The organism is Mucilaginibacter dorajii, from assembly GCF_024808255.1.
Classification (GTDB): domain Bacteria; phylum Bacteroidota; class Bacteroidia; order Sphingobacteriales; family Sphingobacteriaceae; genus Mucilaginibacter; species Mucilaginibacter dorajii.
The window spans coordinates 1-26,142 of sequence record NZ_JANTYS010000030.1 but is presented as its reverse complement, the minus strand read 5'-3'; the positions used below and the strand labels follow the sequence as shown (position 1 = coordinate 26,142).

23 protein-coding genes, 1 tRNA gene and 1 riboswitch are annotated in these 26,142 nt (G+C 42.7%); of the genes, 14 read left to right on the top strand and 10 right to left on the bottom strand.

The window, feature by feature from the left end:
- Positions 1-2: 2 nt before the first annotated feature.
- From FHS10_RS26160 to FHS10_RS26135, 6 genes are all read left to right on the top strand, one after another.
- Positions 3-686, top strand: a complete 684-nt coding sequence (locus FHS10_RS26160; protein WP_259096867.1) for a M15 family metallopeptidase — start codon at positions 3-5, stop codon at positions 684-686.
- Between the two features lie 78 nt (positions 687-764).
- Complete coding sequence (locus tag FHS10_RS26155; RefSeq protein ID WP_259096865.1) at positions 765-1,757, top strand: YihY/virulence factor BrkB family protein; 993 nt, start codon at positions 765-767, stop codon at positions 1,755-1,757.
- A 164-nt stretch (positions 1,758-1,921) separates the two neighbouring features.
- Positions 1,922-2,653 (top strand): Bax inhibitor-1/YccA family protein, encoded by a 732-nt coding sequence (locus FHS10_RS26150; protein ID WP_259096863.1) that lies wholly within the window; start codon positions 1,922-1,924, stop codon positions 2,651-2,653.
- A 134-nt stretch (positions 2,654-2,787) separates the two neighbouring features.
- Positions 2,788-2,898, top strand: a riboswitch (SAM riboswitch).
- A 156-nt stretch (positions 2,899-3,054) separates the two neighbouring features.
- On the top strand, positions 3,055-6,744 hold the full coding sequence (gene metH / locus FHS10_RS26145; protein ID WP_259096861.1) for a methionine synthase: 3,690 nt from the start codon (positions 3,055-3,057) through the stop codon (positions 6,742-6,744).
- A 133-nt stretch (positions 6,745-6,877) separates the two neighbouring features.
- Positions 6,878-7,834, top strand: coding sequence for a methylenetetrahydrofolate reductase [NAD(P)H] (gene metF, locus FHS10_RS26140; protein ID WP_259096859.1), 957 nt, complete (start codon positions 6,878-6,880; stop codon positions 7,832-7,834).
- 300 nt (positions 7,835-8,134) lie between these two features.
- The gene (locus FHS10_RS26135) at positions 8,135-8,692 is read left to right on the top strand and encodes a hypothetical protein (protein ID WP_259096857.1); all 558 of its coding nucleotides are present in this window, start codon (positions 8,135-8,137) and stop codon (positions 8,690-8,692) included.
- 57 nt (positions 8,693-8,749) lie between these two features.
- Here FHS10_RS26135 and FHS10_RS26130 read toward each other — a convergent pair whose 3' ends face one another.
- The gene (locus tag FHS10_RS26130) at positions 8,750-10,615 is read right to left on the bottom strand and encodes a transthyretin-like family protein (protein WP_259096855.1); all 1,866 of its coding nucleotides are present in this window, start codon (positions 10,613-10,615) and stop codon (positions 8,750-8,752) included.
- 388 nt (positions 10,616-11,003) lie between these two features.
- Here FHS10_RS26130 and FHS10_RS26125 point away from each other — a divergent pair, with 388 nt between their 5' ends.
- Genes FHS10_RS26125 through FHS10_RS26110 form a run of 4 tightly spaced genes read left to right on the top strand, consistent with a single transcriptional unit; the run spans position 11,004 to position 13,599 of the window.
- On the top strand, positions 11,004-11,489 hold the full coding sequence (locus tag FHS10_RS26125; protein WP_259096853.1) for a hypothetical protein: 486 nt from the start codon (positions 11,004-11,006) through the stop codon (positions 11,487-11,489).
- Positions 11,490-11,506: 17 nt separating this feature from the next.
- The gene (locus FHS10_RS26120; protein ID WP_259096851.1) at positions 11,507-12,139 is read left to right on the top strand and encodes a hypothetical protein; all 633 of its coding nucleotides are present in this window, start codon (positions 11,507-11,509) and stop codon (positions 12,137-12,139) included.
- Entirely contained in the window at positions 12,115-12,897 is a 783-nt protein-coding gene (locus FHS10_RS26115; RefSeq protein ID WP_259096849.1) for a sensor histidine kinase, read from the top strand. Before FHS10_RS26120 ends, FHS10_RS26115 begins: the two co-directional genes overlap by 25 nt.
- A 45-nt stretch (positions 12,898-12,942) precedes the next feature.
- Entirely contained in the window at positions 12,943-13,599 is a 657-nt protein-coding gene (locus FHS10_RS26110) for a response regulator transcription factor (RefSeq protein ID WP_259096847.1), read from the top strand.
- A gap of 8 nt (positions 13,600-13,607) precedes the next feature.
- Here the strand turns inward: FHS10_RS26110 and FHS10_RS26105 are convergent, their stop codons facing one another.
- Positions 13,608-14,504 carry an AraC family transcriptional regulator gene (locus FHS10_RS26105; RefSeq protein ID WP_259096846.1) on the bottom strand — a complete coding sequence of 299 codons (897 nt, stop codon included), beginning with the start codon at positions 14,502-14,504 and terminating at the stop codon, positions 13,608-13,610.
- Between the two features lie 124 nt (positions 14,505-14,628).
- On the opposite strand from FHS10_RS26105, the gene FHS10_RS26100 reads away from it, so the two are divergent.
- Positions 14,629-15,450, top strand: a complete 822-nt coding sequence (locus FHS10_RS26100) for a phytanoyl-CoA dioxygenase family protein (protein WP_259096844.1) — start codon at positions 14,629-14,631, stop codon at positions 15,448-15,450.
- 161 nt (positions 15,451-15,611) lie between these two features.
- Here the strand turns inward: FHS10_RS26100 and FHS10_RS26095 are convergent, their stop codons facing one another.
- The 6 genes from FHS10_RS26095 to FHS10_RS26070 are packed head-to-tail and all read right to left on the bottom strand — an operon-like array spanning position 15,612 to position 21,981.
- A complete protein-coding gene (locus FHS10_RS26095; RefSeq protein WP_259096842.1) occupies positions 15,612-16,604 on the bottom strand; it encodes an L-histidine N(alpha)-methyltransferase in 993 nt (330 codons plus the stop codon).
- Positions 16,605-16,625: 21 nt separating this feature from the next.
- Positions 16,626-17,774: an ergothioneine biosynthesis protein EgtB gene (gene egtB / locus FHS10_RS26090; protein ID WP_259096840.1), complete on the bottom strand. Its 1,149-nt coding sequence runs from the start codon at positions 17,772-17,774 to the stop codon at positions 16,626-16,628.
- A gap of 4 nt (positions 17,775-17,778) precedes the next feature.
- Positions 17,779-19,350 (bottom strand): ABC transporter permease/substrate-binding protein, encoded by a 1,572-nt coding sequence (locus FHS10_RS26085; RefSeq protein ID WP_259096839.1) that lies wholly within the window; start codon positions 19,348-19,350, stop codon positions 17,779-17,781.
- Positions 19,343-20,302 (bottom strand): ABC transporter ATP-binding protein, encoded by a 960-nt coding sequence (locus tag FHS10_RS26080; RefSeq protein WP_259096837.1) that lies wholly within the window; start codon positions 20,300-20,302, stop codon positions 19,343-19,345. Before FHS10_RS26080 ends, FHS10_RS26085 begins: the two co-directional genes overlap by 8 nt.
- Positions 20,303-20,311: 9 nt before the next feature.
- Positions 20,312-21,697 carry a mercuric reductase gene (locus tag FHS10_RS26075; protein ID WP_259096835.1) on the bottom strand — a complete coding sequence of 462 codons (1,386 nt, stop codon included), beginning with the start codon at positions 21,695-21,697 and terminating at the stop codon, positions 20,312-20,314.
- Positions 21,698-21,699: 2 nt separating this feature from the next.
- Positions 21,700-21,981, bottom strand: coding sequence for a DUF427 domain-containing protein (locus FHS10_RS26070; protein ID WP_259096833.1), 282 nt, complete (start codon positions 21,979-21,981; stop codon positions 21,700-21,702).
- Between the two features lie 197 nt (positions 21,982-22,178).
- Between FHS10_RS26070 and FHS10_RS26065 the strand changes: the two genes are divergently transcribed.
- Positions 22,179-22,250 (top strand) — tRNA-Glu (locus FHS10_RS26065).
- Positions 22,251-22,381: 131 nt separating this feature from the next.
- Positions 22,382-23,134 (top strand): polysaccharide deacetylase family protein, encoded by a 753-nt coding sequence (locus FHS10_RS26060; RefSeq protein WP_259096831.1) that lies wholly within the window; start codon positions 22,382-22,384, stop codon positions 23,132-23,134.
- Here FHS10_RS26060 and FHS10_RS26055 read toward each other — a convergent pair.
- The gene (locus FHS10_RS26055; protein WP_259096829.1) at positions 23,129-24,001 is read right to left on the bottom strand and encodes a glycosyltransferase family 2 protein; all 873 of its coding nucleotides are present in this window, start codon (positions 23,999-24,001) and stop codon (positions 23,129-23,131) included. The genes FHS10_RS26060 and FHS10_RS26055 overlap by 6 nt on opposite strands.
- Before the next feature lie 29 nt (positions 24,002-24,030).
- Positions 24,031-24,192: a hypothetical protein gene (locus FHS10_RS26050; protein ID WP_259096827.1), complete on the bottom strand. Its 162-nt coding sequence runs from the start codon at positions 24,190-24,192 to the stop codon at positions 24,031-24,033.
- Positions 24,193-24,413: 221 nt separating this feature from the next.
- Here FHS10_RS26050 and FHS10_RS26045 point away from each other — a divergent pair, with 221 nt between their 5' ends.
- Positions 24,414-25,319 (top strand): DNA-3-methyladenine glycosylase family protein, encoded by a 906-nt coding sequence (locus FHS10_RS26045; RefSeq protein ID WP_259096825.1) that lies wholly within the window; start codon positions 24,414-24,416, stop codon positions 25,317-25,319.
- Positions 25,320-26,142: the final 823 nt, after the last annotated feature.

The following is a 26,142-nucleotide window of genomic DNA, read 5'->3' as shown; positions in this document are numbered from 1 at the left end:
TAATGATACGCCGGCTTATCATGGTGTTGTTATTGACCGTCATCGGGGTAACCGTGCAGGCACAGCATTATAAGTACATTGATAGCACCCGGATTTGCGGCATCGATAATTATAAAAAACAAGTTAAGGCCAACGCCAACAAGCAGTTGGTTGAAATTGTAAAATACATCCCATCGGTTGTGCTGGATATCCGCTATGCTACCGCCAATAACTTTATGCACCGGCGCATGTACCCGCAAGCCAAAGCCTATGCGCGTTTACCGGTAGTTTTAGCGTTACAGCAGGTAGAGGCCGATTTAAAAACACGCGGACTGGGATTAAAGATCTTTGATGCTTACCGCCCCTACGCCATCACCGTAAAATTTTATGAAACCACGGCCGACACCAATTTTGTGGCCAAGCCCTGGTTCGGCTCCAAGCATAACCGCGGATGCGCTATCGATTTAACATTGATCGACCTGAAAAGCGGTAAAGAACTGGATATGCCCACGGGCTTCGATAGCTTCAGCAAGAAAGCATCGGCAAACTACCCTGGTGCAAGTCCGTTACAAATTGCCAACCGCGAATTGCTTAAAACAATTATGCATGCCCACGGCTTTACGGTATTACCTACCGAGTGGTGGCATTATGACTTTGATGGCTGGCGTGATTATCAGTTATTAGACATTCCTTTTACAGCGTTATAAAAAGGTAATTTTACAACCCAATGCTATAAAGGCATCAAAATTGCTAAACACCTGGCAATGGCAATTAACTTACAACACATGAGCGTTTTCAGTAAAGAATATTTAAAACAACTTTGGAAAGTATTGGTAGCTACTTTTAGTGGTTTTATAAGCGATAACGGCTTAAAGTTAAGTGCTTCGCTGGCTTATTATACTGTTTTTTCAATAGCTCCTTTATTGATCATCGTAATTTCAGTAGCAGGACTTGTTTTTGGCCACGATGCGGCTACAGACAGGCTTTACCCTCAGATAGCTCATTATGTTGGATCTGGCCCGGCACAGCAAATTCAGGACATATTAAAACACCTGGCGCTTTCCGGCAAATCGGGCATCGCTGTAGTAATTGGCATAATTACGCTGCTGTTGGGTGCAAGTAGTATTTTTATCGAGATACAAGATTCATTAAATATTATATGGCGCGTAAAAGCTAAACCTAAACGCGGGTGGGTTCAGCTACTCAAAAATCGTTTTGTGTCATTCTCGCTCATCATCAGCCTGGGCTTCTTGTTATTGGCAACACTGGCCATCAATTTGGTTATGGATGCCCTAAACACCTGGCTTGCGCATTTTTTACCTGCTGTAACCCGGTTGGTTTTAAAAGGAATTAACATTGGTGTTACCCTGGTGGTAATAACCACACTTTTCGGTATCATATTTAAGTTTTTACCCGATGTGAAAATCAAATGGCGGGATGTTCGTTCCGGTGCTTTTTTTACCGCGCTATTGTTTATGCTTGGCCAATACGTTATCAGCTTATATATCCAATATACAGCGCAGGGCTCGGCCTATGGCGCGGCGGGGTCCATCATTGTTATTTTGGTGTGGATCTATTATACATCGGCAATCCTGTACATTGGTGCCGAGTTTACCCAGGTTTACGCCGAAGCATCCGGCAGCCACATTGAACCTGCAGATTACGCCGTATCTGTACAACAAACAGAAGTAGAAAGGGATGTAAAGAAACTTCCTCCGCAAAACCCACAATTAGCGGGTAATCTGAAAAAAGAAGAATCGAAGGATAGTAGCAAGTAGTTAGTATCAGGTATCAAGACAGCTGCGCAAGCTGTTCACTGCAAAATCTTTCCAGCCGAAAGTCAAATATCTTACTACTTGATACTAACTACTTACTACTATAAGGCTTCACAATATATTCACCAATTCTTCGTATATTCGTGTATTAATTTATTAATAAAAAAATGGAAACTAAAGATTCTGAATACGTTTATAAAAACGTAATACAATTGACAGACCAAGACGCATCCCGTAAATTTATAGCTAATGTATTTTTATGGATGTTTGTGGCTTTGGGTCTTTCTGCCTTTTGTGCTTTCATGTTTGCCCACAATGAGGCTTTATATTCAATGCTTAGAGATCCTGAGACAGGCCGTAGTACTGGTTTAGGCACAATAGTTATGTTTGCCCCCCTTGCATTTGTATTAATTATTTCATTCGGTTTTAACCGTTTGTCGTATGGTGTGGCTGCGTTATTATTCATCGCATTTTCGGCGGTTATGGGCGTTAGTTTAAGCTATATACTTATAGTTTACACAGCAAGCTCGGTACTTGGAGTATTTGCGACAACATCTATCGTATTCGGCATAATGGCTATTGCGGGTTATACTACCAATACCGACTTAACCAAATTTGGTTCGTTGATGATGATGGGTTTAGTAGGCATCATTGTAGCATCGCTATTGAACATGTTTATGCATAGCACCCAGTTAGAATATATCATTAGCTATGTTGGTATAGCTGTGTTTGTAGGTTTAACTGCTTATGACGTTCAAAAATTGAAACGTATAGGCGCAGGTATTGAATATGGTAGCGCATCGGCAGGTAAAATGGCTCTTTTAGGCGGTTTAACATTATACCTTGATTTTGTCAACCTTTTCCTGATGATCCTGCGTTTATTCGGCAGAAGGAGATAATCAGCAACCAACAAATTATTATGAAAAGCTGCCCCGCAAAGGCAGCTTTTTGCGTATATATAAATTGACACCGCTTACAGATTTGAGGAGCGGGCTGCTATTGCATTTTACCGCTTTATTATGCACCTTTGCACTGCTTATGGAGAAAGACGGAGGGATTAGACCCTGCGATGTCTTAGCAACCTGTGCTTCACAAGGTGCTACATTCTACCCGGCCGGCTAAACAGCCCCTGGAAAGATAAGCGAAAGTCAATTGAACACCCGACTTTTCGATGTAAGCTTTTTTTAGTAGCAAGTAGTTAGTATCAAGTAGCAAGATTTTTTTTGTATTGGTCTAATTGAAATCAGGTAACGAAGTTTTTTGTACTTGATACTTGATACTAACTACTTGATACTAAGCAATGGACATTAAAAAAGAATTAGAAAAGCGAATCCTTGTAATTGACGGGGCTATGGGTACCATGATACAGCGGTACCAGTTAACCGAAAAGGATTTTCGTGGGGAGCGGTTTAAGGATCACCATAGTGACCTGCAGGGGAATAATGACCTTTTGAATATCACGCGCCCGGATATCATTAAAGCCATCCATGCCGAGTACCTGGATGCCGGTGCCGATATCATCGAAACCAATACTTTTAGTACACAGGTAATTTCCCTGGCCGATTATAAGCTGGAAGAGCTGGCCTATGAGCTAAGCTACGAAGGCGCACGCCTGGCCCGTGAAGTTGCCGACGAATACAATATAAAAACACCCGGGAAACCGCGCTTTGTTGCAGGTGCCGTTGGGCCAACAAACCGTACCGCGTCATTATCACCGGATGTGAATGACCCTGGTTACCGTGCCGTTACTTTTGACGACCTGGCCGATGCTTATTATGACCAGGTTAGGGGCCTGGTTGATGGCGGATCGGACTTGTTATTGGTTGAAACTATATTTGACACTCTGAATGCCAAGGCAGCTTTGTTTGCAATCAACAAATACGCAAATGAATCGGGCAAGCATCTGCCTATCATGATCTCGGGGACTATTACGGATGCATCTGGCCGCACCTTGTCGGGCCAAACTGTTGAAGCATTCTGGAATTCTATCCGGCACGCCAACCTGTTATCGGTGGGTTTAAACTGTGCTTTGGGTGCAAAAGAAATGCGCCCGCATTTGGCCGAGCTATCTGAAAAAGCTGATGTGTTTATATCGGCCTATCCAAACGCCGGTTTACCAAATGAGTTTGGTCAGTATGATGAAACCGCGCATGAAACCGCCCACCAGGTTGATGATTTTATGAAAGCCGGGCTGGTTAATATTGTTGGTGGCTGTTGCGGTACCACGCCGGAGCACATTAAATGTATTGCCGATAGGGCTGCAAGATATCCGGCAAGGCTCATCCCTCAAATAGATCCGGATATGCGTCTGAGTGGTTTGGAAGCCGTTACCATAAAACCCGATAGTATTTTTGTGAACGTGGGTGAGCGTACCAATATTACCGGCTCGCCAAAGTTTTCGAAGCTCATACTGGCTGAAGATTACGAAGCCGCCCTCGCTGTTGCCTTGCAGCAGGTGGAAGGCGGTGCCCAGGTTATCGACATCAACATGGATGAGGGCATGATCGATTCTGAAGCGGTGATGGTGAAATTCCTGAACCTCGTAGCTTCCGAACCTGACATTGCCAAACTGCCCATCATGATCGACTCCTCTAAATGGACGGTTATTGAGGCTGGCTTAAAGTGCATCCAGGGTAAGGGCATTGTAAACTCCATCTCCCTTAAAGAAGGCGAAGAAAAATTTATTGAATACGCCCGTAAAATCCTGAGCTACGGCGCTGCTGCCGTAGTCATGGCCTTTGACGAAACCGGCCAGGCCGATTCATTGGAGCGCCGTAAAGAGATCTGCGGCCGCTCATATGATATATTGGTTAACCAGGTGGGTTTCCCTCCGCAGGATATTATTTTCGATCCTAACATCCTTACCGTCGCGACCGGTTTGGAAGAACATAATAACTACGCGGTTGATTTTATTGAGGCCACCCGCTGGATAAAACAAAATCTGCCCCATGCCAAAGTGAGCGGCGGGGTAAGTAATATTTCGTTCTCCTTCAGGGGTAACAACGTGGTGCGCGAGGCCATGCATTCCGCCTTCCTTTACCACGCCATAGGTGCCGGTATGGATATGGGCATCGTGAACGCCGGTATGCTGGAGGTTTACCAGGAGATAGATAAAACCCTGCTGGAGCTGGTAGAAGACGTACTGCTTAATCGCCGCGACGACGCTACCGAACGCCTGGTTGAATATGCCGATACCATTAAAAGTAAAGGTAAAGAAGTGGTCCGTGATGAGGAGTGGCGTAAAGGAACGGTGCAGGAACGGTTATCGCACGCGTTGGTAAAGGGTATTATTGAGTACCTGGATGCCGATGTGGAAGAAGCCCGTCAAACCTATAGTAAGCCGTTAGAAGTAATTGAAGGCCCGCTGATGGATGGCATGAACATAGTAGGCGATCTTTTTGGCGCCGGTAAAATGTTTTTGCCACAGGTAGTAAAATCAGCCCGTGTAATGAAAAAGGCTGTGGCTTACCTGTTGCCATTTATCGAACTTGAAAAACAGCGGGTTATTGACGCAGGCGAGGATTCAAGCAACAGCCGCGCCAACGCCGGTAAAATACTGATGGCCACCGTGAAAGGCGATGTGCACGACATTGGTAAAAATATAGTAGGCGTGGTATTGGCCTGTAACAACTTCGAGGTGATAGACCTTGGGGTGATGGTGCCCGCGCAACGCATTATTGAAGAAGCTAAAAAACAAAACGTTGATATCATCGGCCTCAGTGGCTTGATCACCCCATCCTTAGATGAAATGGTTCATTTTGCCAAAGAGATGGAGCGAGAAGGTTTTACTATTCCGCTGATTGTGGGCGGTGCAACCACTTCACGAATCCATGCCGCTGTAAAAATAGACCCTAATTATTCGGGCGCGGCTATTCACGTGTTAGATGCATCACGCAGTGTTACCGTGTGCAGCAGCTTGATGAACCATGAAACCCGTGATACCTATATTCAGAACATTAAAGATGAATACGCCAAATCGCGCGAAGCGCATTTGAACAAAAAGTCTGACAAACGTTTTGTTACCATTGATCAGGCAAGGCAATCCCGTTTCCAGATCAGTTTGGATGGCGACGTTGCGCCAAAACCAACATTTACAGGCACTAAAGTATTTGAATCGTACCCATTGGAGGAATTGGTTCCTTATATCGACTGGACACCGTTTTTCCATACATGGGAATTACGTGGCAGCTACCCAAAGATTTTTGCTGATAAGTTTGTAGGTGATGAAGCTAAAAAACTGTTCGATGATGCGCAGGTACTATTAAAGAAAATTGTTAAAGAAAAGCTATTACATGCCAATGGCGTTATCGGTTTTTGGCCTGCAAACAGCGTGGGTGATGATATTGAATTATATACCGATGCAAGCAGGACAACGCTGTTAACCCGTATTCATACCCTTAGGCAACAGGCAGAGAAGGTGAAAGGTGATCCATATTATGCCTTGTCAGATTTTATCGCCCCCAAAGAAAGTGGCGTGCCCGATTATTTTGGCGGCTTTGCGGTAACTACAGGTATTGGTTGCGATGAGTTGGTTGCCGAGTTTGAAGCCGACCATGACGATTATAACAGCATCATGGCCAAAGCCCTTGCCGACCGCCTTGCCGAAGCCTTCGCCGAGAAAATGCACGAATTAGTCCGCAAAGAATACTGGGGCTACAGCAAAGGCGAAGAATTAAGCGCCGATGAGTTGATCAAGGAAGAGTACCAGGGCATCCGCCCGGCGCCAGGTTATCCCGCCTGTCCGGACCATACCGAGAAAACTACGCTGTTCCAGATATTGCAAGCCGAAGACAACGCCCGGATGCACTTAACCGAAAGCTTAGCGATGACCCCGGCGGCATCTGTAAGTGGCTTTTATTTCGCTCATCCGCAGGCCCGGTATTTTGGTCTGGGGAAAATTAGCAAGGATCAGGTAGAGGATTATGCGGTTAGGAAAACCCTCTCATTAGAAGAGGTTGAGCGTTGGTTAAGTCCGAATATAAATTACTAAATGAAAACAACATAAAACCGCGTCATTGCGAGGCACGAAGCAATCCCCAACTATACAGGGCGGACTTGCAAATCGGGGATTGCTTCGTGCCTCGCAATGACGGGAGGAGATACCCTCGCAACCCGAACCCAAAATGAAGATCACCGAACATATAGCAAACGCTAACGGAAAAACACTTTTCTCCTTCGAATTAATACCGCCTTTAAAAGGTCAAAGTATCAAAGGCATCTATGATGCCATTGACCCTTTAATGGAGTTTAAGCCGCCGTTTATTGATGTTACCTCCCTGCGCGAGGATTTTATTTATAAACAACATGATAACGGCTTGCTCGAAAAGCTGAGCTACCGCAAACGCCCAGGTACTATTGCTATCTGTGCGGCTATTATGAATAAATATAAGGTAGATACTGTGCCGCATTTGTTGTGTGGTGGTTTTACCAAGGATGAGACGGAGAATGGCCTGGTCGATCTGCAGTTTTTAGGGATCGAGAATGTGTTAGTATTGCGTGGCGATGCCCGCCGTGGTGATGCTTCCTTTGTACCTACGCCTAATGGACATAATTATGCTACCGATCTGTTGCAGCAGGTAGTGAACATGAATAACGGCGTATACCTGCATGAGCACAACGACGATAGCCTGAAGACCGATTTCTGCATAGGTATTGCCGGCTATCCCGAAAAACACTTTGAGGCCCCAAACCTTAAAACCGACTTTAAATACCTGAAACAAAAGGTTGATATGGGTGCCAATTTTATTGTGACCCAGATGTTTTTTGACAATCAGAAATATTTCGATTTTGTAAACAACTGTCGTGCTAATGGCATCAATGTACCTATCATTCCGGGCTTGAAACCCATTACCAATTCAAAACAACTGATTGGCCTGGCTAAAACATTCCACATTGATATGCCCGAGGATATGTGCGATGCCGTAAATGCCTGCAAATCTGAAAAAGACGTGCGCGAAATTGGTATTGAATGGATGATAAACCAATGCCGCGAACTAATCAAATTTGGCGTACCCGTACTACATTTTTATACCATGAGTAACGCCGGGCCAACTAAGAGGATAGCTGAGGCGATTTTTTAGACAGGTAATTGATTTCTACCCATGACAAGCCCACCATGTCATTGCGAGGCACGAAGCAATCGCACGCTAAACAGGTTGGATCTGCACAGTTCGCGATTGCTTCGTACCTCGCAATGACATAGCTTTATTTTGTCATTTCCCCTTCAAAGTCAGCAGATTTTAAAACTCGCAAAGGCGCTAAGTCGCAAAGAAAAGCCTTAACTCTTTACAACTTAGCGCCTTTGCGAGGGAAATAATCGTCCATTTTTATTATTGCTGGAAAACTCTACATTTAGTTATTAGCATCACACTGATATACTTATGGATTTTTTTAGTCATATCAAATCTGTCATCGGCATAATACTCGGCCTTAGCATTACGCATTTGCTCAAAGGGGCAGCCAAGCAAATTCAGCATCCGGGTCGCAACAAACCGTATTGGGTTCATAATCTTTGGGCTTTTTACATGTTCCTGCTGTTGTTGCATTTTTGGTGGTGGGAGTTTAACCTGCACGATATTAAGCAGTGGCTGTTTGTAGAATACTTTTTTGTGATCCTTTACATCGTGATCTACTACAGCGTTTGTGCACTTATTTACCCTGAAGACTTAAAAGACTATAAAGATTATGAAGACTATTTTTATTCGCGTAAAAAATGGATCTTCGGTATATTGGGTTTCAGCTATCTGATGGATCTGATTGATACATTTATAAAAGGGCAGGCTTATTACAGTCATTATTCCATAGAGTACCCTATCCGCAACATCAGCCACTTTATATTATGCCTGGTAGCTATGCGGGTAAATAATAAAGTGTTTCATTCCATATTGGTGCTGGTGTTTTTGGTTTACGAGTTCTCCTATATTTTACGGTTATTTTAAACACAAAAAAGCATCGCCGGTTAAAACGATGCTTTCCTTGATATTCAAAAATTGAGCTTACTTACAAAAAATAACCTGGTTGGTTTTAACCTGATCATTATACTCGCCGGTGGTTAATTTACGCTGTGTGTTTAGCGTTAAGCTATAAGCGCATGATGGCCATGGCGTGCTATAAGGCGGTGTTAACGTATATGGTGCCGGCGATGCAAGATTAAGAATATGGCTTGCACCCCTCGCCGAGCTTATTGGCGGAACACTGTTGGTATTTGAAGGCAAGCCGGATACACTGCCTATTGAATTTGACCAGATGCCCACATTCCAGGCATTAATCAGTTCATGATCTACTGTAAAGTCTACATGGGCCTGTGATTGTACCGGCGAACAGCCTGTACCGCCATTAGCAAACAACTCTTCCAGCTTAAGCAGGTTAACCTCGTTCCAGTTGTTTACATATATTTTGCCGATAAGCGATTGTGTGTTTAAGTGGATTGATGCAGGGTTTGCCGGATCGTCTGTTGTTTGAAACTGTATAAACAGCATCCTGCCATTTTTTTGTTCGGGTACTGATACTTCAACGCCAGCGGTTAAACCGGTACTTGCGTCGCCGCCACCAATAATGGTATTGGTATTTAAATAAAACAAGGAGCCATAAAAGCCATTATCCAAAGCAGGCTGATCAACCCTTACCCAGCCATTGGCATCAGGGTGTAGCACGTGGTCGGGGATGGGATTAGGAAAATTATCTGCAGGTACGCTATCGGCTATTGATGCCGGCTGGTTAATATCTATCACTACATCCTGGAAAGCCGTTGTACCATTCCAGGTGATTTGCCGGGTAGCAACCTTAAGGGCGGTGCCCTCCATCTGGGTTGCCGTAACCGGGTTAAAGGTTACATTATCCAATGAATACAAAAAGCGGTAATACAAAGCGCTTGCAGGCGCGGTCGGTACTTTTTTGGTTGCATAGCCGCCCAATTTTACCGAACTGAAAAAGCCGAAGCCTGTACCACCGGCGCCAAATTTAGTACCCAGTGTTTTGCCACCGGCATCAATATCAGATGTAATACTAAAATTACCCACCGAAGTAAACCAGGGTACATCATGGGTATAAATGCCGCCATCTTTAATACAAAGCTTTACACAAAGGCAGTTATGGGCATTGTGGCGGTCGGTTTGGCGACCGCGGGTACGGTCTTCCTGTAACAGGACAGTGCCCGATGAGGATTCAACCCTGAAATAATAATCGGGACCGGCCGGCCATTCTACATTTAAAAACGGCGAAAGCAATGTTTGCCTGAAGTTGGCACCAGGGTAAACAATGGTGAATTTGCCGTTGCTATCGGTATAGGCATTACCAAGCGAATCGTCCTGGATCAGATCCACATCGTAAGCGAAAACTTTTACGCCGGCTATTGGCTTTTTAGTTTCACAATCGGCCACGATGCCACAAACTACCCATATATCCAAAAGTGTAAGGATCCGGCAAAACCATTTAGGATCTATTCTATACTCAAAAAAGGCAAGATGTTCGCCGTTTTCGTTTTGTTTGTACATAGGCTGCAGGGTGGTGATATGAAATTGCAGCGAAAGGTCTTTCTTTGGCCCCGGGCCAATTTTGATGGGGTTGTTACCGCAATACCAATCCACATCCACAGCACCGCCTTCATAGCCGGATTTTTCGCCAATGCTGATTACAAAGTCGCCGTTATCCTGTAGCTGGGCCTCGGCAAGCAGCGATTTTTCTTTCTCCCTCAATTCAACGTCGCTTACCTGGTGAAAGGTTTGTTTGGCATCGGCAACGGCCAGGCGGGTTTCGTTAACCCTGTCAAACGTTTTGTAAACTTTTACAGAGGTTCCCGAAACAGGGATCTCACAATCAGAACATAGTAAACCACGCAGGTTTCCTTTAATAATGTAGCTCATAGGTTTTTGCTTTAGATTTTTGGTGCCTACTCTTTGAAAATGGATTTTGGGCATCCTCCATAACATTTTGTTGCACAGCTATTTTTGCAGCGTTTTGTCATGTCAAAGGTTTGCTTAAAAAAAGGTGAAAGCAACGTGGCTACTACTGTTTTATAGCTTGTAGTTGTACGCTATCGAAAACGTACAACTACAGATTCGTTTGCGTAGAAATACGTAAAATGCACCCGGTGAAAAAACGAGACTAATCACTATTAACTGTAAATGAACCTGTTACGAATTAATAACACCGCTTGCATTTTTTGTAAAACTTTTCGCCCTGTTGAAATAATAACTTATTAGTCTTAGTTTTAGCCAAACTAATTCCTAACCCTCTACATTAAACTCAATCATGGAAACTAAACCAACAAGAGGCACCGATCCGATTACCGGCGATGAAGGTGCCGCCATCGATCTTGAACTTGCCGCAGCCTGGACAAAAAACCACCGTCACCGCCATCCGGATGGCGTAGTATCGCAGTTCTTCGGACAAAAAATTTTAAAAACCATATTGGCCCAGGATGGCTGCCTGGGTATCCGTATTTACTATGCTAATAAGCAACATCTTAGCGGCTGGCAAAAATTCTGGGTATCTGTAGGCAACTTCTTTATCCGGGTAGTAGCCAATTCCGATGGCGAAAAGCGCTTTGTAATTACAGGTGTGGTGGCCAGCGGGCATGACCAACTACCTGGTGAGGCAAAAAAAGAAGTAGCAGCGGTTTCTACAGAAATAAAGACCTTTGCTTTGGTGGCACCTACTACAGATAATATAGTAGGTAATATGTCGCACCCCTGTCCTGGTTCAGAAGGCTGCCCTCAAAATGTTTTATCAAGCTAAAAGCCTTCTTTAATCCAATGTCATTAAGCGTAACATTAGACATTTTATCAACGTCTTCGGGTTTTTTACCGGTAGCAGCTGCATTGTATAACTATAAACGGCTTGATAAGGTTTTAAAGATATCTGCACTCTACTTTCTGATATCTTGCACGTTTGATCCTATTGCCTGGTTGCTGGCGAAAAGTGGGAGCAAAAATAATATGCCATTATTTCATTTAAATGTGCTGGTATCCTTAGTATTTTATACGCTTATATATTACAATCTTTTTAGTAGACCCGTATTGAAAAAAGTCACGGTGACAATTGCGGCTGTGACTTTGGGGCTGATGTTGTTCTTTAATACGGATATATATGACTATCCTACTGTTTCAAACACGGCACTAAGTATATCAATGATTATATTGTCCCTTATTTATTTCTATGAGCTTTTAAATCCGCTTAAATATGTCGATATTGAGAAGCAAGGGCCCTTTTGGATAAATGCCGGAGTTTTGCTTTATACGTCAGTTAATATATTCCTGGTTATGCTGTTAACACAGATACCGGTCAATGACAGGCCCAATTACTATATTATTAACAGCATAACGAATATTATTGCCAATACATTATTTTCAGTAGGATTACTTTGCAAGCCCCAGAAAACAACCTGATCCCCGTACTTATTATAGGTACCTTGGTGGTAGTGGTATTAATCACCTGCCTGTTTTTCTTTGTGATCATTTATCAGCGTAAAATGATCAGGAACCAGGTTGAACTGCGGGCTTTACATGATGCCCGGCAAAGCGACCTGATGGCCGCCGTTTTTGAAACCCAGGAAAGCGAACGTAAACGCCTGGCCGAAGACTTACATGATAGCGTAGGCCAGGTGTTATCGGCCATAAAACTTAACCTGCACCGGTTGGATAAAAACTTTGGGGCCGATACCAATCAGCCCTTACTGGCCGATACCCGCAAACTTACGGATGAGTGTATACAGGAAATCCGTAACATTATTCACAATGTATTGCCACCGGTATTAACCGATTATGGTTTACTGGTGGCTATTGAAGCCTTATGTAATAAGGTAGAGCAATCTACCCATATCAAGGTTAAATGCAGCAAAAATATGCCCGATCAGCGCTTCGCGCCCGACGTTGAAGTAACCCTTTACCGCATAGCCCAGGAGCTTTTCGGCAATGCCATTAAACACGCCGACGCCACCGTAATACATTTTGCCATAAAAAAAGAAGGTGATTTTATGGTACTTGAATTTAAAGATAACGGTATTGGCTTTAACCTTGGCGATGTAAAACGGGGTTTTGGCATTAAAAACCTGGAAAGCCGGGTACAACTCATTAACGGGCAAATTGATATTTACAGCAAACCGTCAAATGGTACGCTTACAACGATAAAATTAAAAATAGTATAGTTTTGTAGCATTAAAAACTATCTTTATTCAACTATTTGTTAGTCAATGGGTAAAATTACATTAGGCATCGTAGATGATCATAAAATTTTCAGGAATGGCTTAAAAGCAACCCTTGAAGATTGCGAGGACTTCGACCTGATATTGGAGGCCTCAAACGGCAAAGAATTGATGGGGTTGCTAACTACCAAAACCCCCGATGTTTTGCTGATGGACATAAAAATGCCCGAAATGGATGGCATACAAACCGCTACCTTTGTACATCAGAATTATAAAAAGATCAAGATCCTGGCGCTATCCATGTTTAACGAGGATAAGTATATTGTTGATATGATGAAGGCCGGCGCATCTGGCTACCTGCTTAAAAACGCCGAGCCCGAAGAGATCATCGAGGCCGTTTCAACGGTACACTGCAAGGGGTTTTATTTTAATGAGCACCTTTCTATTACCCTTATCAAACAACTGGTAGGTAATGACCATTCTGAAACCATAACATCCAACAAGGCCGATTTAAATGAACGCGAAATCGAGGTGCTAAAATTAGTTTGCCAGGAATGCTCAAACCAGGAAATTGCCGATAAAATTTTTTTAAGTGTACGCACAGTTGAGGGATACCGCGCCCGCCTGTTTGAAAAAACGGGGTCAAAAAACCTGGTGGGCCTGGTTATTTACGCCATTAAACGCGGCATTATCAACGTAACCTGATCTCCCTTTTAAGCCGATAACTTTTTGGGGGTACTTGTAATGTTGCGCATAAACCGTTTGCGGTAATTAAGCGGGCTTAATTGCATTTTTGCCTTAAACATTTTGTAAAAATGCGATACATCACCAAAACCGCTTTCATATGATATTTCAGAAATTGGTTTATCGGTTTGCACTAATTGTTGTATGGCGTAATTAAGCCGGTACTCAATAATGGTTTCCATGAATGTTTTGCGGGTTACCTTTTTAAAGTATTTGCAAAAAGCATTGGTGGTCATGTTGGCGATACCTGCCGCCGTATCTAACGATACCTGTTTCCTGAAGTTCTCTACCAGGTAGGCAAATACCGGGTTAATTCGTTCGTTTTCGGCCAGTGTCCGTTCGGCAACTACACGGTGCTGATCAAGCAGCATGTACTCATCAGACGAAGCCATTCGCTGTAATATCTCCAACAAACCTATCAGTATCCTGAAATTATTTTTCTCCTCAACCAGGTTAAGCAAAAGCTGCTTTACTTCGGCCTGGGTATCTGAGTGAAAGGATACGCCGCAGCCGCTTTTTTGAAAAAGGTCCTTGATATGCAGCAGTTCAGATCTATTGAAAAAATCGCTGCCTAAAAAAGCATCATTGAACTGAATTACAATAGCACTTGCCTTTTCGGCGGGTATATTGCCGGGCTCCAATTTCCAGCAATGCGGCAGGTTGGGACCAAGTAATACCACATCGCCACAAGCAAAATCCTCCATATGGCTGCCAACATAGCGTTTGCCGGTGCCTTTTATAATACATGTCAACTCATACTCTTCATGAAAATGATAAGGGGCATCAAATGCCAGTTTATCAAATTTCCTGACAAGGAATGATTGACTGTTTGACGGTTGAAGAATTTCGTACGAGGCCTTTATCATTGCATATTTTAGCGTAAATATTATTTTATGTCAAATTACGGATAAAATAACCCATAAATATACCATTCATTTCATTTTTTATCAGATAAAGTTAAACTTACTTTGAATATAAACTAAAAAAATTATGAATACTAAGATTTCTGAGCTGCTACCGCTTGATGATCTTGTAACGTTATCCCCCCAAACCATTCATGAATTTAGTGAAAAAGGACACGCTTTAGTTAAAAATATACTTTCAAAAGACGAGATTGAAGCTTACCGGCCAATAATTGTTGGCGCTGCAGACAGGTATAATACAGAGAAGCGTAAACTGGAGGACAGGGATACTTACGGGAAGGCTTTTTTACAGATCATGAACCTTTGGCAGGTTGATGCCGACGTAAAAAAGTTTGTGTTTGCCAAACGCATGGCAAAAATTGCCGCCGACCTGATGGGTGTTGAAAACGTAAGGTTGTATCATGACCAGGCTTTGTTTAAAGAGGCCGGCGGCGGCCCCACACCCTGGCACCAGGATCAATATTACTGGCCTATTGATACCTACAACACCGTAACCATGTGGATGCCTTTGGTTGATATTGATGTTGATATGGGGATGTTAACGTTTGCCTCAAAATCATACAACAAAGGAGCCGTATTTAACCACGAGATCTCTGATGAATCAGAATCGTTGTTTGATGATTATGTGAAAGAAAAAGGTTTTGTGATAAGCAGGGCCCAAACGATGAATGCCGGCGACGCAACCTTTCACCGTGGCTTTACTATTCACAATGCACCAGCAAATAACTCCGATAAGATGCGCGAGGTAATGACTGTTATTTACATTGCTGATGGCGCGCGGATTACTCCCTATAAAAACGAGTGGCAAAAAAACGATCATCATAAATGGCTGATGAACAAGCCAATTGGAGGGTTGATAGACTCTGAGCTGAACCCGAGATTGCTGTAACACAATTGCGGGATTTTGTAGGATTTACAGGATTTTTGATGTGCAAATTTCAGATTTCAAATATGCAGATGAATAAAAAAACTCGTTGGTAATTTGATTAACCAACGAGTTTCCTTATAGGGCGAAAGGAATCAAAAATCCTGTAAATCTTACAAATCGTGTTATGCTGCTACCCAAATGGCATCCACAAACCACTTCTTTCCGTCAAAAAATTGGGTTAATGGTGCAAAACCGGTATTAATGGCTATCTGGTCGGTTTGCATCAGGGTAAATTTTTGAGAAATTTCCATGTAGATGTATTCATCTTTCTGGAAATGGATGTTCTCCTTACCTCCAATTTTTACCATCTGATCCTCAAGACTGATGAGGTAGCTTTTGCAGGCTCCGCTTTCCGGGTCGTAAGTGGGATAATGATCAAATTTTGCGAGGTCAAAATCGGCCCCGAGCTCCCTGTTTATCCTTTCGAGCAGGTTAAGGTTGAATTTTTTGGTTATTCCCTCTTTATCATTGTAGGCAGCAAGAACAACCTTTGGGTCTTTTTTTAAATCCATACCAATCAACAACATATCGCCTTCGGAAAGGTGATTGCGTAATTCGCGACAAAATTCAATGGCTTCCGGTACCGGCATATTGCCAATATTCGACCCCAAAAATAAAACCACTTTACGCCTGGATGAAATTGAAGCCGCTTTTTTTAGCATATCAAAATACTCGCCATTTAAGCCGGTGATCTTTAAGCCCGGTAGCGTAACCGGCAGTGTGATATTGAGGTATGATATTACATTTTCGGATATATCTATCGGCAGATAGGTAAAATCGGCCTTTTTATCTAACAGGTCTTTTAGCAGATAGGCAGATTTAGTGGCATCGCCAGCTCCCAATTCTATCAGGTCGAACGCGTCTCCACCGGCAATCAGGGCGTCGGTGATCTCGTCGGTACGCTCAGAAAATATTTCCAGCTCGCAATTGGTTGGGTAATACTCTTCGCAATTCATTAAATCCTGGAAAAGCTTATCGCCATTGGCATCATAAAAGTATTTTGAATTTAATCTTTTAGGATTGCCCCGTAAACCCGTGATAACATCACTCAAAAACGCTTCGGTTTTAGTTGTTGATGCTGTGTTCAAATTTGTTTGTGCTAAGGTTGAGTCCATCTGTCTTCCTGTTTTGCATGGTTAACGGGCCAATCTTATGCCCGTAAATTGCCAGCGTAAATGTGTTTGAAAAAAGTTGCGGTAAGTAACCCGGCTATGCCCTGGCGATGTAACTTCCGATGCGCCCCGTAATACTTTTTGGTTCACCATAAATTTACCGTTATACTCACCTATAGCGCCGGGCGCTTTTGCAAAACCAGGGTAGGGGAGGTAAGCGCTTTCGGTCCACTCCCAGTTTTTGCCCCAGTCAAACTTTGTTGCGGCTGCCTCCCACTCAAATTCGGTAGGCAACCTAAGCCCTTTCCATGAGGCGTAGGCGTAGGCCTCAAAATAGCTGATATGGCAAACCGGCTCATTTAAATTAACCTGCTGTAAGCCATGGTAAGTATAATTATGCCATGCACCATCTATCAAATGCCAGTAAAGCGGAGCTTCAACTTTGTTGGTGTTTACCCAGTCCCATCCCTCGGCGTGCCAATGGCGAAAATCATGATAGCCACCACTGTTAATAAACTCCAGGTATTCGGCATTGGTTACCAGGTTGGGGCTTATCCCGTAGGCATTTAAATATACTTTATGCTGGTTAAGCTCGTTGTCAAAGCAAAAGCCTTCTCCTTCAAAACCTATCTCATAAATACCTTCACCCATCTTAATAAAAGCGGTATCAGTCTCCTTTACTTTGGGCGAAACGTAATCTGCAGAATAAGCCGGAAACAAAGGATTATGGCCTAATATGTATTTGATATCGGTTAATAAAAGCTCCTGGTGCTGTTCTTCGTGGTTAAAACCAAGGATCAGTAATTCTTTAACATCGGAAGATGGTTCTTCGCACAGGAATTTGGCCATAGCCTCATCAACATAGGCCCGGTATTGATAAATATCGGCAACAGTTGGGCGGCTCAAATTGCCCCTGTCGGTACGGATAACCCGGTTGCCCACCGTTTCATAATAGCTGTTAAAAACGTAATTGTAATTGGGGTTAAACTCCTGGTAACCCATAAAATAGGGCTTTAAAATAAAAGTTTCAAAAAACCACGTAACGTGCCCTATATGCCATTTGGGCGGACTAACATCAACCACAGGTTGTACCACGTAATCTTCAGTTTGCAGTGGGCTGCAGATCTGCTCCGTTCGCCGGCGAACTTTTTTATAACAATCGACTAAATCCATTGAATTATTTACTATTCAAATATCGTTTGAGGTTAGAAATTGTTTTAATATTTAAACGTTTAGCCTGTTCTTTTCTCATCATCAGCGCGTAGGCGTTATTAAAGCCAATGGGTTTTAGCCATTTTACCTGGTAGCGCTTTTCAAACTCCTGCTGCACGTAGTTATAAGTGCTATCCTTGCTTTTGGTTACTTCATTTACCGTTTTTGGCGATGCCTGTAATATGGCCAGCAAGCCTGTACCCGTGTATTCGGGGTAAAAATCTATCTGATCATTAGTTAAGGCATCAAAGCAAATTTTTGTACCGCCAAGGCCTGTTTTTGTTGATACATCATAGTTTGTATTCCCTTTAATGAGCATACTGTACATGTTAGCCAGGATGTATTGCTCGCCAAATATTTTTGAGCCAATGCGGATGATGCCGGTGCTCCCCTCGCGGGATGGTTTAAATAATTTATTTGCCACCAGGAAATCCTTCGCTACACGTTCTGGTGTTTGGTGAAGGTAGTCAGTCCGGTAATTTAAATCTGTCATCACCGAATCATTTATTTTGCCCGATAACAGGTTTAGCGTTTTTTCAAGCCCAGGGTATTTTTTGAGTGATTCTTCCCGGATGATGGGTGCGGCATAATAAGGAGGGAAGATCCGTTTATCATCATCTAAAACCACCAGGTCGTACGCCTTTAAGCGCCCATCGGTTGAGTAGCCGCTGATTACATCCAGCTGTTTTTCAAACGCGGCCTTGTACATCACGGCGTCGCTGATCACAATGGTATGGATCTTTAAGCCATATTTACTTTCCAGGCCCAGGTTGCCATCCTGCCGGCCCATAAACTCGGGCGTAAAACCCGCTGTAAGCCTGCCTCCGTAGGCCGATGGGATAAAGTAGAACGATGATAGCAGCACCAGTAAAACCGGCATGGCATAAGTTGTTTTTTTGATCTTTTTAAAATTGAGCTTTTGCACCCTCGACAGCAGGAAATCAAAGATAATAGCCAGCAGTGCAGCCGGGATTGCCCCCGCCAGGATCATGTTGGTATTATTTAAAGAGATGCCACCGAATATAAACTCGCCCAAGCCACCTGCGGCAATATAGGACGCCAATGTTGCCACGCCAACATTTATCACTGTAGCGGTGCGGATACCGGCCAAAATAACAGGCATAGCCAGTGGTAGCTCAACCTTGAATAATACCTGCCACTTGTTCATCCCCATGGCAACGGCGGCTTCTTTTACGGCTGCATCAACCCCGGTGATGCCGGTATAAGTATTACGTATTATTGGGAGCAAAGCGTAAAGCAATAAAGCCACAATAGCCGGTTTGGCACCTATGCCAAGTACAGGGATCATGAAACCCAATAACGCGATGCTGGGAATGGTTTGCAATATGCCTGCAACTCCCAATACCGGGCCCGATAGTTTTACCTTACGGGTAATAAAAATCCCCAAAGGCAGTCCGATAAGCGCGGCAATAAAAAGCGATATAAAAGTAAGTCCGATGTGCTGCAGGGTTTGCACAGCCAGTTTATCGGCTTGCTGGCCCATAAACTCAAATAGCGTTTGCTGATGCTCATTCATGGCCCTGTTTGTTTTTATATTGATAAAATGCAGCCATCAATTCCTCAAAGGTTGCAGCTTTTACCTCGTCATCTTTTTGAATATTGACGGTTTCGGCTTTGCCGAATTTGAAACTCTCCAGCGCCGTCCACAGATCGGTGCCGGCAGGAAGGGCCGGTGTTTTAGCTTTTTTAGGCGGGTTGGGTAACAACTCCCAAACATCCACCAGTTTAACGGCCTTGAATTCCAGTTGCAGGCGCTGATCCTTTAAAAAATCTTCCACAAACTTATTTGCCGGACTGAACAGCAGTTCGGCAGGTGTACCCGATTGAATGATCCTGCCCTTATCCATCAGGCAGATCCTGTCGCCCAGTTCAAAAGCCTCCTGCACATCGTGGGTAACCATAATGATGGTTTTTCGCTTTAATTCATCCAGCGCTTTAAACTCTTTGTGGATATTTGACCGTGTTACATTATCCAACGCACCAAAGGGCTCATCCATAAGCAAAACCGGCGGATCGGATACCAACGCCCTGGCCAGCCCTATCCGCTGCTGTTGGCCACCACTTAGTTCATTGGGGTAAACATGTAGATAGCTTTTATCAAGGTGCAGTTTTTCCATCAGCTCGGCAGTGCGGCCTTCGGTTTTCTTTTTATCCCATTTCAATAATTGCGGCACAAGGGCAATGTTTTCGGCCACGGTATAATGCGGGAACAACCCGTTGTTTTGCAATACGTAGCCAATGCCGCGTCTCAAAATTTCCGGCGGTTGATCCAGTATGTTTTTTTTATTGATAAAGATCTTTCCTCCCGATGGCTCAATAAGGCGGTTGATCATTTTTAGCGTAGTGGTTTTACCGCAACCGCTGGTGCCCAGCAAGATCATGTTTTCCTGTTCCTGCACCTCAAATGAGATAGCGTCGACGGCTTTAACCTTGCCAAACTGTTTGCTTATACCATCAACCTTTATCATGCGGTAAAATTAGTCTTCCAGGGCCAGGAAAAGATTATTTAATGATTCTGCATATAGCGGGTGCGCGAAAATAAAATATCGGATCTGCTCATAAGTAATACCACCCTCCATAGCCATTTGCAATACCGTCATGATCTCGCCGCCTTCGGGGCCAAGTACAGTAGCACCCAATAGCTTTTTTGATTTAGGGTCAACAATAGCTTTCATAAAGCCGCGGGTATCGCCGGTTTCAATGGCGCGTGCCACATGGGCCATGGGCAATTTAGCTACTTTGTATTCAATCCCAAGCTTCTTTGCCTCATTTTCATCAATGCCTACCCGGCCCAATTGCGGATCGGTAAACATACAATACGGAACAGGGCGGTTTTTAATACCCAGGTTTTGTTTTTCGATAAGGTTACGATAAACAATGGTGTAATCGTTATAGGAGATGTGTGTAAATGCCGGTCCGCCTTTTACATCACCCAGGGCATAAATGCCCTTTACGTTGGTTTCTAATTTATCGTTAACTACAATATACCCCTTATCATTGGTTGCAACGCCGGCTTTTTCAAGCCCCAGATCCTTTGTTTGCGGGGTGCGACCAACGGCCACCAACACATGCGTGCATTTTATTTTCTGCTCTTCGCCATCAACCGATACAGTAGCCGTTATTTTACCACCCGCTTTTTGCTTAAATTTAATAGCCTGCGCGTTGGTGAGTATTTTAATCTGCTCGGCTTCTAAAATGTTTTGCATCTCCACAGAAACATCCTCATCTTCTTTGGATACAATATGGGCCGATTTTTCGACTATGGTTACCTTGCTGCCAAACCTGCGGAACATCTGCCCAAATTCCAACCCAATATAATTCCCACCGATCACCAACAAATGCTCCGGCACGTAGTCCAGCTCTAAAATGCTGGTCGAGTCGAGGTATTTGATTTCGTTTAACCCTTCAATTTCGGGGATAAATGGTTTTGCACCCGTGTTTAAAAAGATGAGGTCGGCTTGCACATTGGATTTTTTGCCGTTTTTAAGTTTTACCGAAACCGTTTTATCGTCCACAAAAGTAGCCTCACCAAAAACAACGTCTAATCCTTTGGTTTTTTCGGCAGCATGCTGGCCGCCAATGCGCGATTGCATCACGATATCATCCTTCCGTTTTTTTATTTTGGGCATGTTGATGCTAAAGCGCTTAACCGGTACGCCCAGATCAGCACCGTTGCCCGCCATATAAGCCGCTTTGGCCGATGCCACCCAGGTTTTGGTTGGGGTGCAGCCATCATTTACGCAGGTGCCTCCATAAAAACGTTTTTCGATGATCAACGTTTTTAAACCGGCTAAAGCCAGTTTTTTGGCCAGCGGCGCGCCTGCCTGCCCGGAGCCAATAATGATGGCATCGTATTTTTTCATGCTTAATCGGTTATTTTAACACCTTTCCAAAAGGCAACATAATTGGTAATGTTTACCGCCGCATCTTTGGGCTGCGGGTAATACCATGCTGCGTCGGGATTGATTTTGCCATCAACATTAAGGGTATAGTAAGATGCCAGGCCTTTCCATGGGCAGGTAGTATGGGTGTCAGTCTCCTCCAGGTATTCGGCTTTTACACTTTCTTTAGGGAAATAGTGATTGTTTTCAACTACAACGGTGTCATTGCTTTCGGCAATAACCTGGTTGTTCCAGATTGCTTTCATAAGGAATAAATGATTTTACGATAAAGATAGCTTTAACGCGCACAGAAATACAATGAGAAAAGCGCTATTTTGTTTACCAGATAAAAAAAACACATTCATAATCAGACATAAATAAAAAAATGTTAAAATTTATTTTTGTTTTAGCAAATAAGCGATATATTTGCACTCCCAAAATAAGGGAAGCGCCTTTAAAAAAAGGCCCGTTCGTCTAGGGGTTAGGACGTTAGATTTTCATTCTAGAAACAGGGGTTCGATTCCCCTACGGGCTACTAAGCCGCTTTACGAAAGTAAAGCGGCTTTTTTGTTGGAATGGCAAAACTCGCGTGTGTAGCCTGTGGCCCCAGCGGCACGAGCAAATAAATATGATTACCTTTAGTTTTATTTAAATCATCTGCCTTTTTTGAAAATATCTTATCTTACCATTGACGACTCGCCATCGCCTGAGTTTTTGAGGCATTGCAACTATTTAAAAGACTGCCAGATTCCGGCTGTGTTTTTTTGTATAGGCAAAAATTTAGAAAAGGAATGTGACGCCGCTATTCAGGCTTTAAAAATGGGCTTTAAAATTCAAAACCACTCGTACAGTCACCCTCATTTTTCTTCGCTCTCTTTAAAAGAAGCCTGTTATGAAATAGCTAAGGCCGATGAAATTATAACCTCATTATATCAAAGCGCGGGATTAAATTACAACGAAAAATGGTTTAGATTTCCGTATGGGGATAAGGGAGATGGCAGGTTTGGAAAAAACTTCGGGATCCTTTCTCCTCCAGATTTAAAAAAAGCGAAATATATACAGGATTACTTAAAAAGACTGGGATATGTTAAACCCCAGTTTAAAAATGTCAATTATGCTTATTTAAATACTAAAAGGCTTAAAAATGATATTGACATGTTATGGACATTTGATATTATGGAGTGGGCTTTAATTAAGCAAAACATGCGGGGGCTTGAAACAATTGAAGCGGTTTTAAAAAGAGTAAAAAGTCAAACCCCCAAAGATTATAGAAGAATTTACGCAAAAGAAAAAAGATGGCTTGGTAACCCGGATTCAAATGAAATCATATTACTACATGACCATGCCGAAACGGGGGCCAATTTTAAAACCATAATAGATAACCTTGTTAGTTTAAATATTAAATTCGAATCGCTATAACCCGGCTTTTATGGGTTTGATTTTCCCGGTGGCCATCAATTCCTGCGACCACGAGGCCACGGGTTGGCAATACCTCATATAATGCTGATATTCTTCTGAAATACTTTCCGGGTCTGTATACCAATCTATATGTTTCAAAGTATACGGTCTTGTTGTTCGTAGCGCCGGATCTTTTGAATTAAAAACAGAGCGGTTACGATACATGGCAAAAGTTGAATGTACAGCTGCCACTATCACCTCATTATTAAGTTGACGGGCTGCCGGCGGCCAAAATTGCGATTCGTGTTTAACTACGTTGGCTTTTAACGGATAGTGATCCGGAATATCGTTGATCTCTAATGAAAGCCCGATATGATTATAGTCCGGATATCTATCAAGCAGGTTTGATAAATGTTCAATAACGTCATCAGGGGTATCCTCATAAGGCAGCAAATCCGCATCTGTTATAATCAGCTTTGAAAATTCTTTTAGCTGTTTAGCCAAATAGTTTACTCCTTTAAGCCAGGAATTATGGTTCAGATAAACTACCTGGCAGTTTTTAACTGGCGCCAGGCTTTGATAATATTCCAAGAGGGGCGGGTAGTTTGATTTATTATCCACTACAATAATGGAGATGTTTTCATTTAACGATAAAAGCCAATTGATTTGTGCCTGCAATGACGCCAGCCTATCATAGTTGTTAATTAAAACAGGAACAGAGTTTTTTATTAATTTATCCCTATTAATAGTTACGGTGTTAAATATTAAGTAAAACCGCCACCTGATTGCCCGCTTTAAAACCTGCAGTTTTTTGTACTGACCAATGAGTTTAAGCTCAAGCCAATTACTTTTTTTTTGAGAATACTCTGCAAATGTTTCTCTTATCATAAACTAACCATCGGTAGATGTTATAATGATCAATTCCCGTCCCAGTTTCTGTCGCCGGTTGAAGACGGGCTGATGATCTTTTCAAATTCATAAGATAAGCTACAGATTATCAACAAAGTAAGTATTACTAAAACAACAATAATGATCATTATCTTTGTTTTACGGCTTTCTGAATCACTATCTGCAAACATCCTTTTAAATAAATCACAAATATATGTTATAATATAAACCCATTTAACATTGTAATATTACTAAATAAATACTTTTAACAGATAGCTATTGCTGGCCGGCAAATTTGTAAGCAGTGTATCGGCTGCTTTCGTCAAAAGCAATTTTCTTTAAATTGCTAAATAGTCCCCAAATCCGCAACAATCGGGTATGTTTATTCCTTGCGCGGCATTAGCTTTGCCTAATGACCACCAGCATCCCTATTTCACAAACACAGCATTTTAACTGGCAGGAGTGTTTGTGGTATTTAAACAGAGGATTTGACGACTGTATTTACCAGGTACGCGCCGGGAGTGTGCGGCGGGCGTTTGAGCTTGAAGGGCAGCAAATGCTGGTTGATATTTCATACGCAGATGGCTCCCTTAAGTTACAATGGCTTGCGGGATTGCAATCCACCTCAACAATAAACCATGTACATCAATTTGTTGCCGATTGGTTTGACCTTGAGCGTGACCTTACGTCGTTTTACACACATCTGCAGGCTAATAAATCATTAGCCTACATGGCCGATAATTTTAAGGGCTTGCGGTTTATTGGCATGCCCGATCTTTTTGAATCCCTGGCCTGGGGCATTATCGGGCAGCAAATTAATTTAAGTTTTGCCTACAAACTTAAACGGCGCCTTGTAGAAACTTATGGTACAAGCTTGCGATATGATAATGAGCAATATTGGATCTTCCCCTCGCCGGCAAACTTAGCTTCACTTGAACCAGCGGTGCTTCGCGATTTACAGTTTTCACAAAAAAAAGCCGAGTACTTAATAACTATAGCCAAATTATTTGCCGATAATGCCATCAGTAAACCCATTCTCTTTGCTTTGCCCGATTTTTTATCCCGCCAAAAATTGCTCACTGATATCAGGGGCATAGGTGTGTGGACGGCAAACTACGTGTTAATGAAAAGTTTAAAAGAAAACTCCAGCATCCCTTATGGCGATGTGGGTATTATAAACGCTTTAATAGCGCACAGCATTATTAGCGATAAAAAGGATGTGAAAGCCATAGATGCTTTTTACAGCGAATTTCCCGGCTGGGAGTCATACCTCACTTTTTATTTATGGCGAAGTTTAGCTGTTAAACCAGGAAACTAACGAAGGAAAAGCGGGTTTCAAACACCGATCATAATCCTTACCGCAGTGGTAATGAATGAGACAAGGATATATACATCCGCGGCAGAATAAGCGAATTAGTACTAAAACACCATATAGAGGCCGGCTTGGCAGGGGAGGATACTGCCAAAATCAGGTTAAAAGAGGTATCATTTGTACTTTTTTAGGGCTAAAAAATGGCAAAACGATACGTTTTTTTCAAAAAAGACCCCTTTTTGATGAAAAAGTGGTGTTTTTTCACAAAAAGCGTGCTTTTTTTGCCAAAAAATTAGTCTACTAAATCTATAGTGCTTATCTTTGAGCAATTGTTATTATCGATCTAACCAATTAGTTCTTTATGGTAAATAATGAGGTCAGTCAACTTAAAAAAAAAGAGGAAGCCGTAGGCTCTCTCTTTTTTTGTTTTAGGGGACTTTTATAGTTGCAGGAAACGATGAAAAATAGTGGTGGGCTTATAATGTTTATACACGCAGATAGGAGGCCCCTGCGAAGCCGAAATTTTTGGATATAGGTTTATGAGATCCTTCGTGCCTACCCATGACATGTTAAAAACCACCTGTCATCCTGAGGAACGAAGGATCTATTCTACGCCATATCTATTCGCCCTGTAAAGTTTGCGAATAGATCTTTCGTTCCTGCCAATGACACATATCTTAATGTATTGATTTTAAACTAATTGCATATTGTGTTTTTTAGCTAACCTTTTTAATGAAGCCAGTTCCTTACGTTTAATTTGTTCCTCATATTGTTTTATCCCCTGTTCAACGTAAGCAATTCCTTTGCTTAATGCATTATAGTAAGCCAT

What these genes read in the sequence shown, in the direction of transcription:
- FHS10_RS26100 (WP_259096844.1), top strand. Translation starts at nt 14,629, where the DNA reads ATGAATACTAAGATTTCTGAGCTGCTACCGCTTGATGATCTTGTAACG.
- FHS10_RS26080 (WP_259096837.1), bottom strand. Translation starts at nt 20,302, where the DNA reads ATGATAAAGGTTGATGGTATAAGCAAACAGTTTGGCAAGGTTAAAGCC.
- FHS10_RS26120 (WP_259096851.1), top strand. Translation starts at nt 11,507, where the DNA reads ATGTCATTAAGCGTAACATTAGACATTTTATCAACGTCTTCGGGTTTT.
- FHS10_RS26160 (WP_259096867.1), top strand. Translation starts at nt 3, where the DNA reads ATGATACGCCGGCTTATCATGGTGTTGTTATTGACCGTCATCGGGGTA.
- FHS10_RS26125 (WP_259096853.1), top strand. Translation starts at nt 11,004, where the DNA reads ATGGAAACTAAACCAACAAGAGGCACCGATCCGATTACCGGCGATGAA.
- FHS10_RS26130 (WP_259096855.1), bottom strand. Translation starts at nt 10,615, where the DNA reads ATGAGCTACATTATTAAAGGAAACCTGCGTGGTTTACTATGTTCTGAT.
- FHS10_RS26075 (WP_259096835.1), bottom strand. Translation starts at nt 21,697, where the DNA reads ATGAAAAAATACGATGCCATCATTATTGGCTCCGGGCAGGCAGGCGCG.
- FHS10_RS26070 (WP_259096833.1), bottom strand. Translation starts at nt 21,981, where the DNA reads ATGAAAGCAATCTGGAACAACCAGGTTATTGCCGAAAGCAATGACACC.
- FHS10_RS26135 (WP_259096857.1), top strand. Translation starts at nt 8,135, where the DNA reads ATGGATTTTTTTAGTCATATCAAATCTGTCATCGGCATAATACTCGGC.
- FHS10_RS26050 (WP_259096827.1), bottom strand. Translation starts at nt 24,192, where the DNA reads ATGTTTGCAGATAGTGATTCAGAAAGCCGTAAAACAAAGATAATGATC.
- FHS10_RS26150 (WP_259096863.1), top strand. Translation starts at nt 1,922, where the DNA reads ATGGAAACTAAAGATTCTGAATACGTTTATAAAAACGTAATACAATTG.
- FHS10_RS26045 (WP_259096825.1), top strand. Translation starts at nt 24,414, where the DNA reads ATGACCACCAGCATCCCTATTTCACAAACACAGCATTTTAACTGGCAG.
- FHS10_RS26095 (WP_259096842.1), bottom strand. Translation starts at nt 16,604, where the DNA reads ATGGACTCAACCTTAGCACAAACAAATTTGAACACAGCATCAACAACT.
- FHS10_RS26085 (WP_259096839.1), bottom strand. Translation starts at nt 19,350, where the DNA reads ATGAATGAGCATCAGCAAACGCTATTTGAGTTTATGGGCCAGCAAGCC.
- FHS10_RS26055 (WP_259096829.1), bottom strand. Translation starts at nt 24,001, where the DNA reads ATGATAAGAGAAACATTTGCAGAGTATTCTCAAAAAAAAAGTAATTGG.
- FHS10_RS26105 (WP_259096846.1), bottom strand. Translation starts at nt 14,504, where the DNA reads ATGATAAAGGCCTCGTACGAAATTCTTCAACCGTCAAACAGTCAATCA.
- FHS10_RS26110 (WP_259096847.1), top strand. Translation starts at nt 12,943, where the DNA reads ATGGGTAAAATTACATTAGGCATCGTAGATGATCATAAAATTTTCAGG.
- egtB (WP_259096840.1), bottom strand. Translation starts at nt 17,774, where the DNA reads ATGGATTTAGTCGATTGTTATAAAAAAGTTCGCCGGCGAACGGAGCAG.
- metF (WP_259096859.1), top strand. Translation starts at nt 6,878, where the DNA reads ATGAAGATCACCGAACATATAGCAAACGCTAACGGAAAAACACTTTTC.
- FHS10_RS26155 (WP_259096865.1), top strand. Translation starts at nt 765, where the DNA reads ATGAGCGTTTTCAGTAAAGAATATTTAAAACAACTTTGGAAAGTATTG.
- metH (WP_259096861.1), top strand. Translation starts at nt 3,055, where the DNA reads ATGGACATTAAAAAAGAATTAGAAAAGCGAATCCTTGTAATTGACGGG.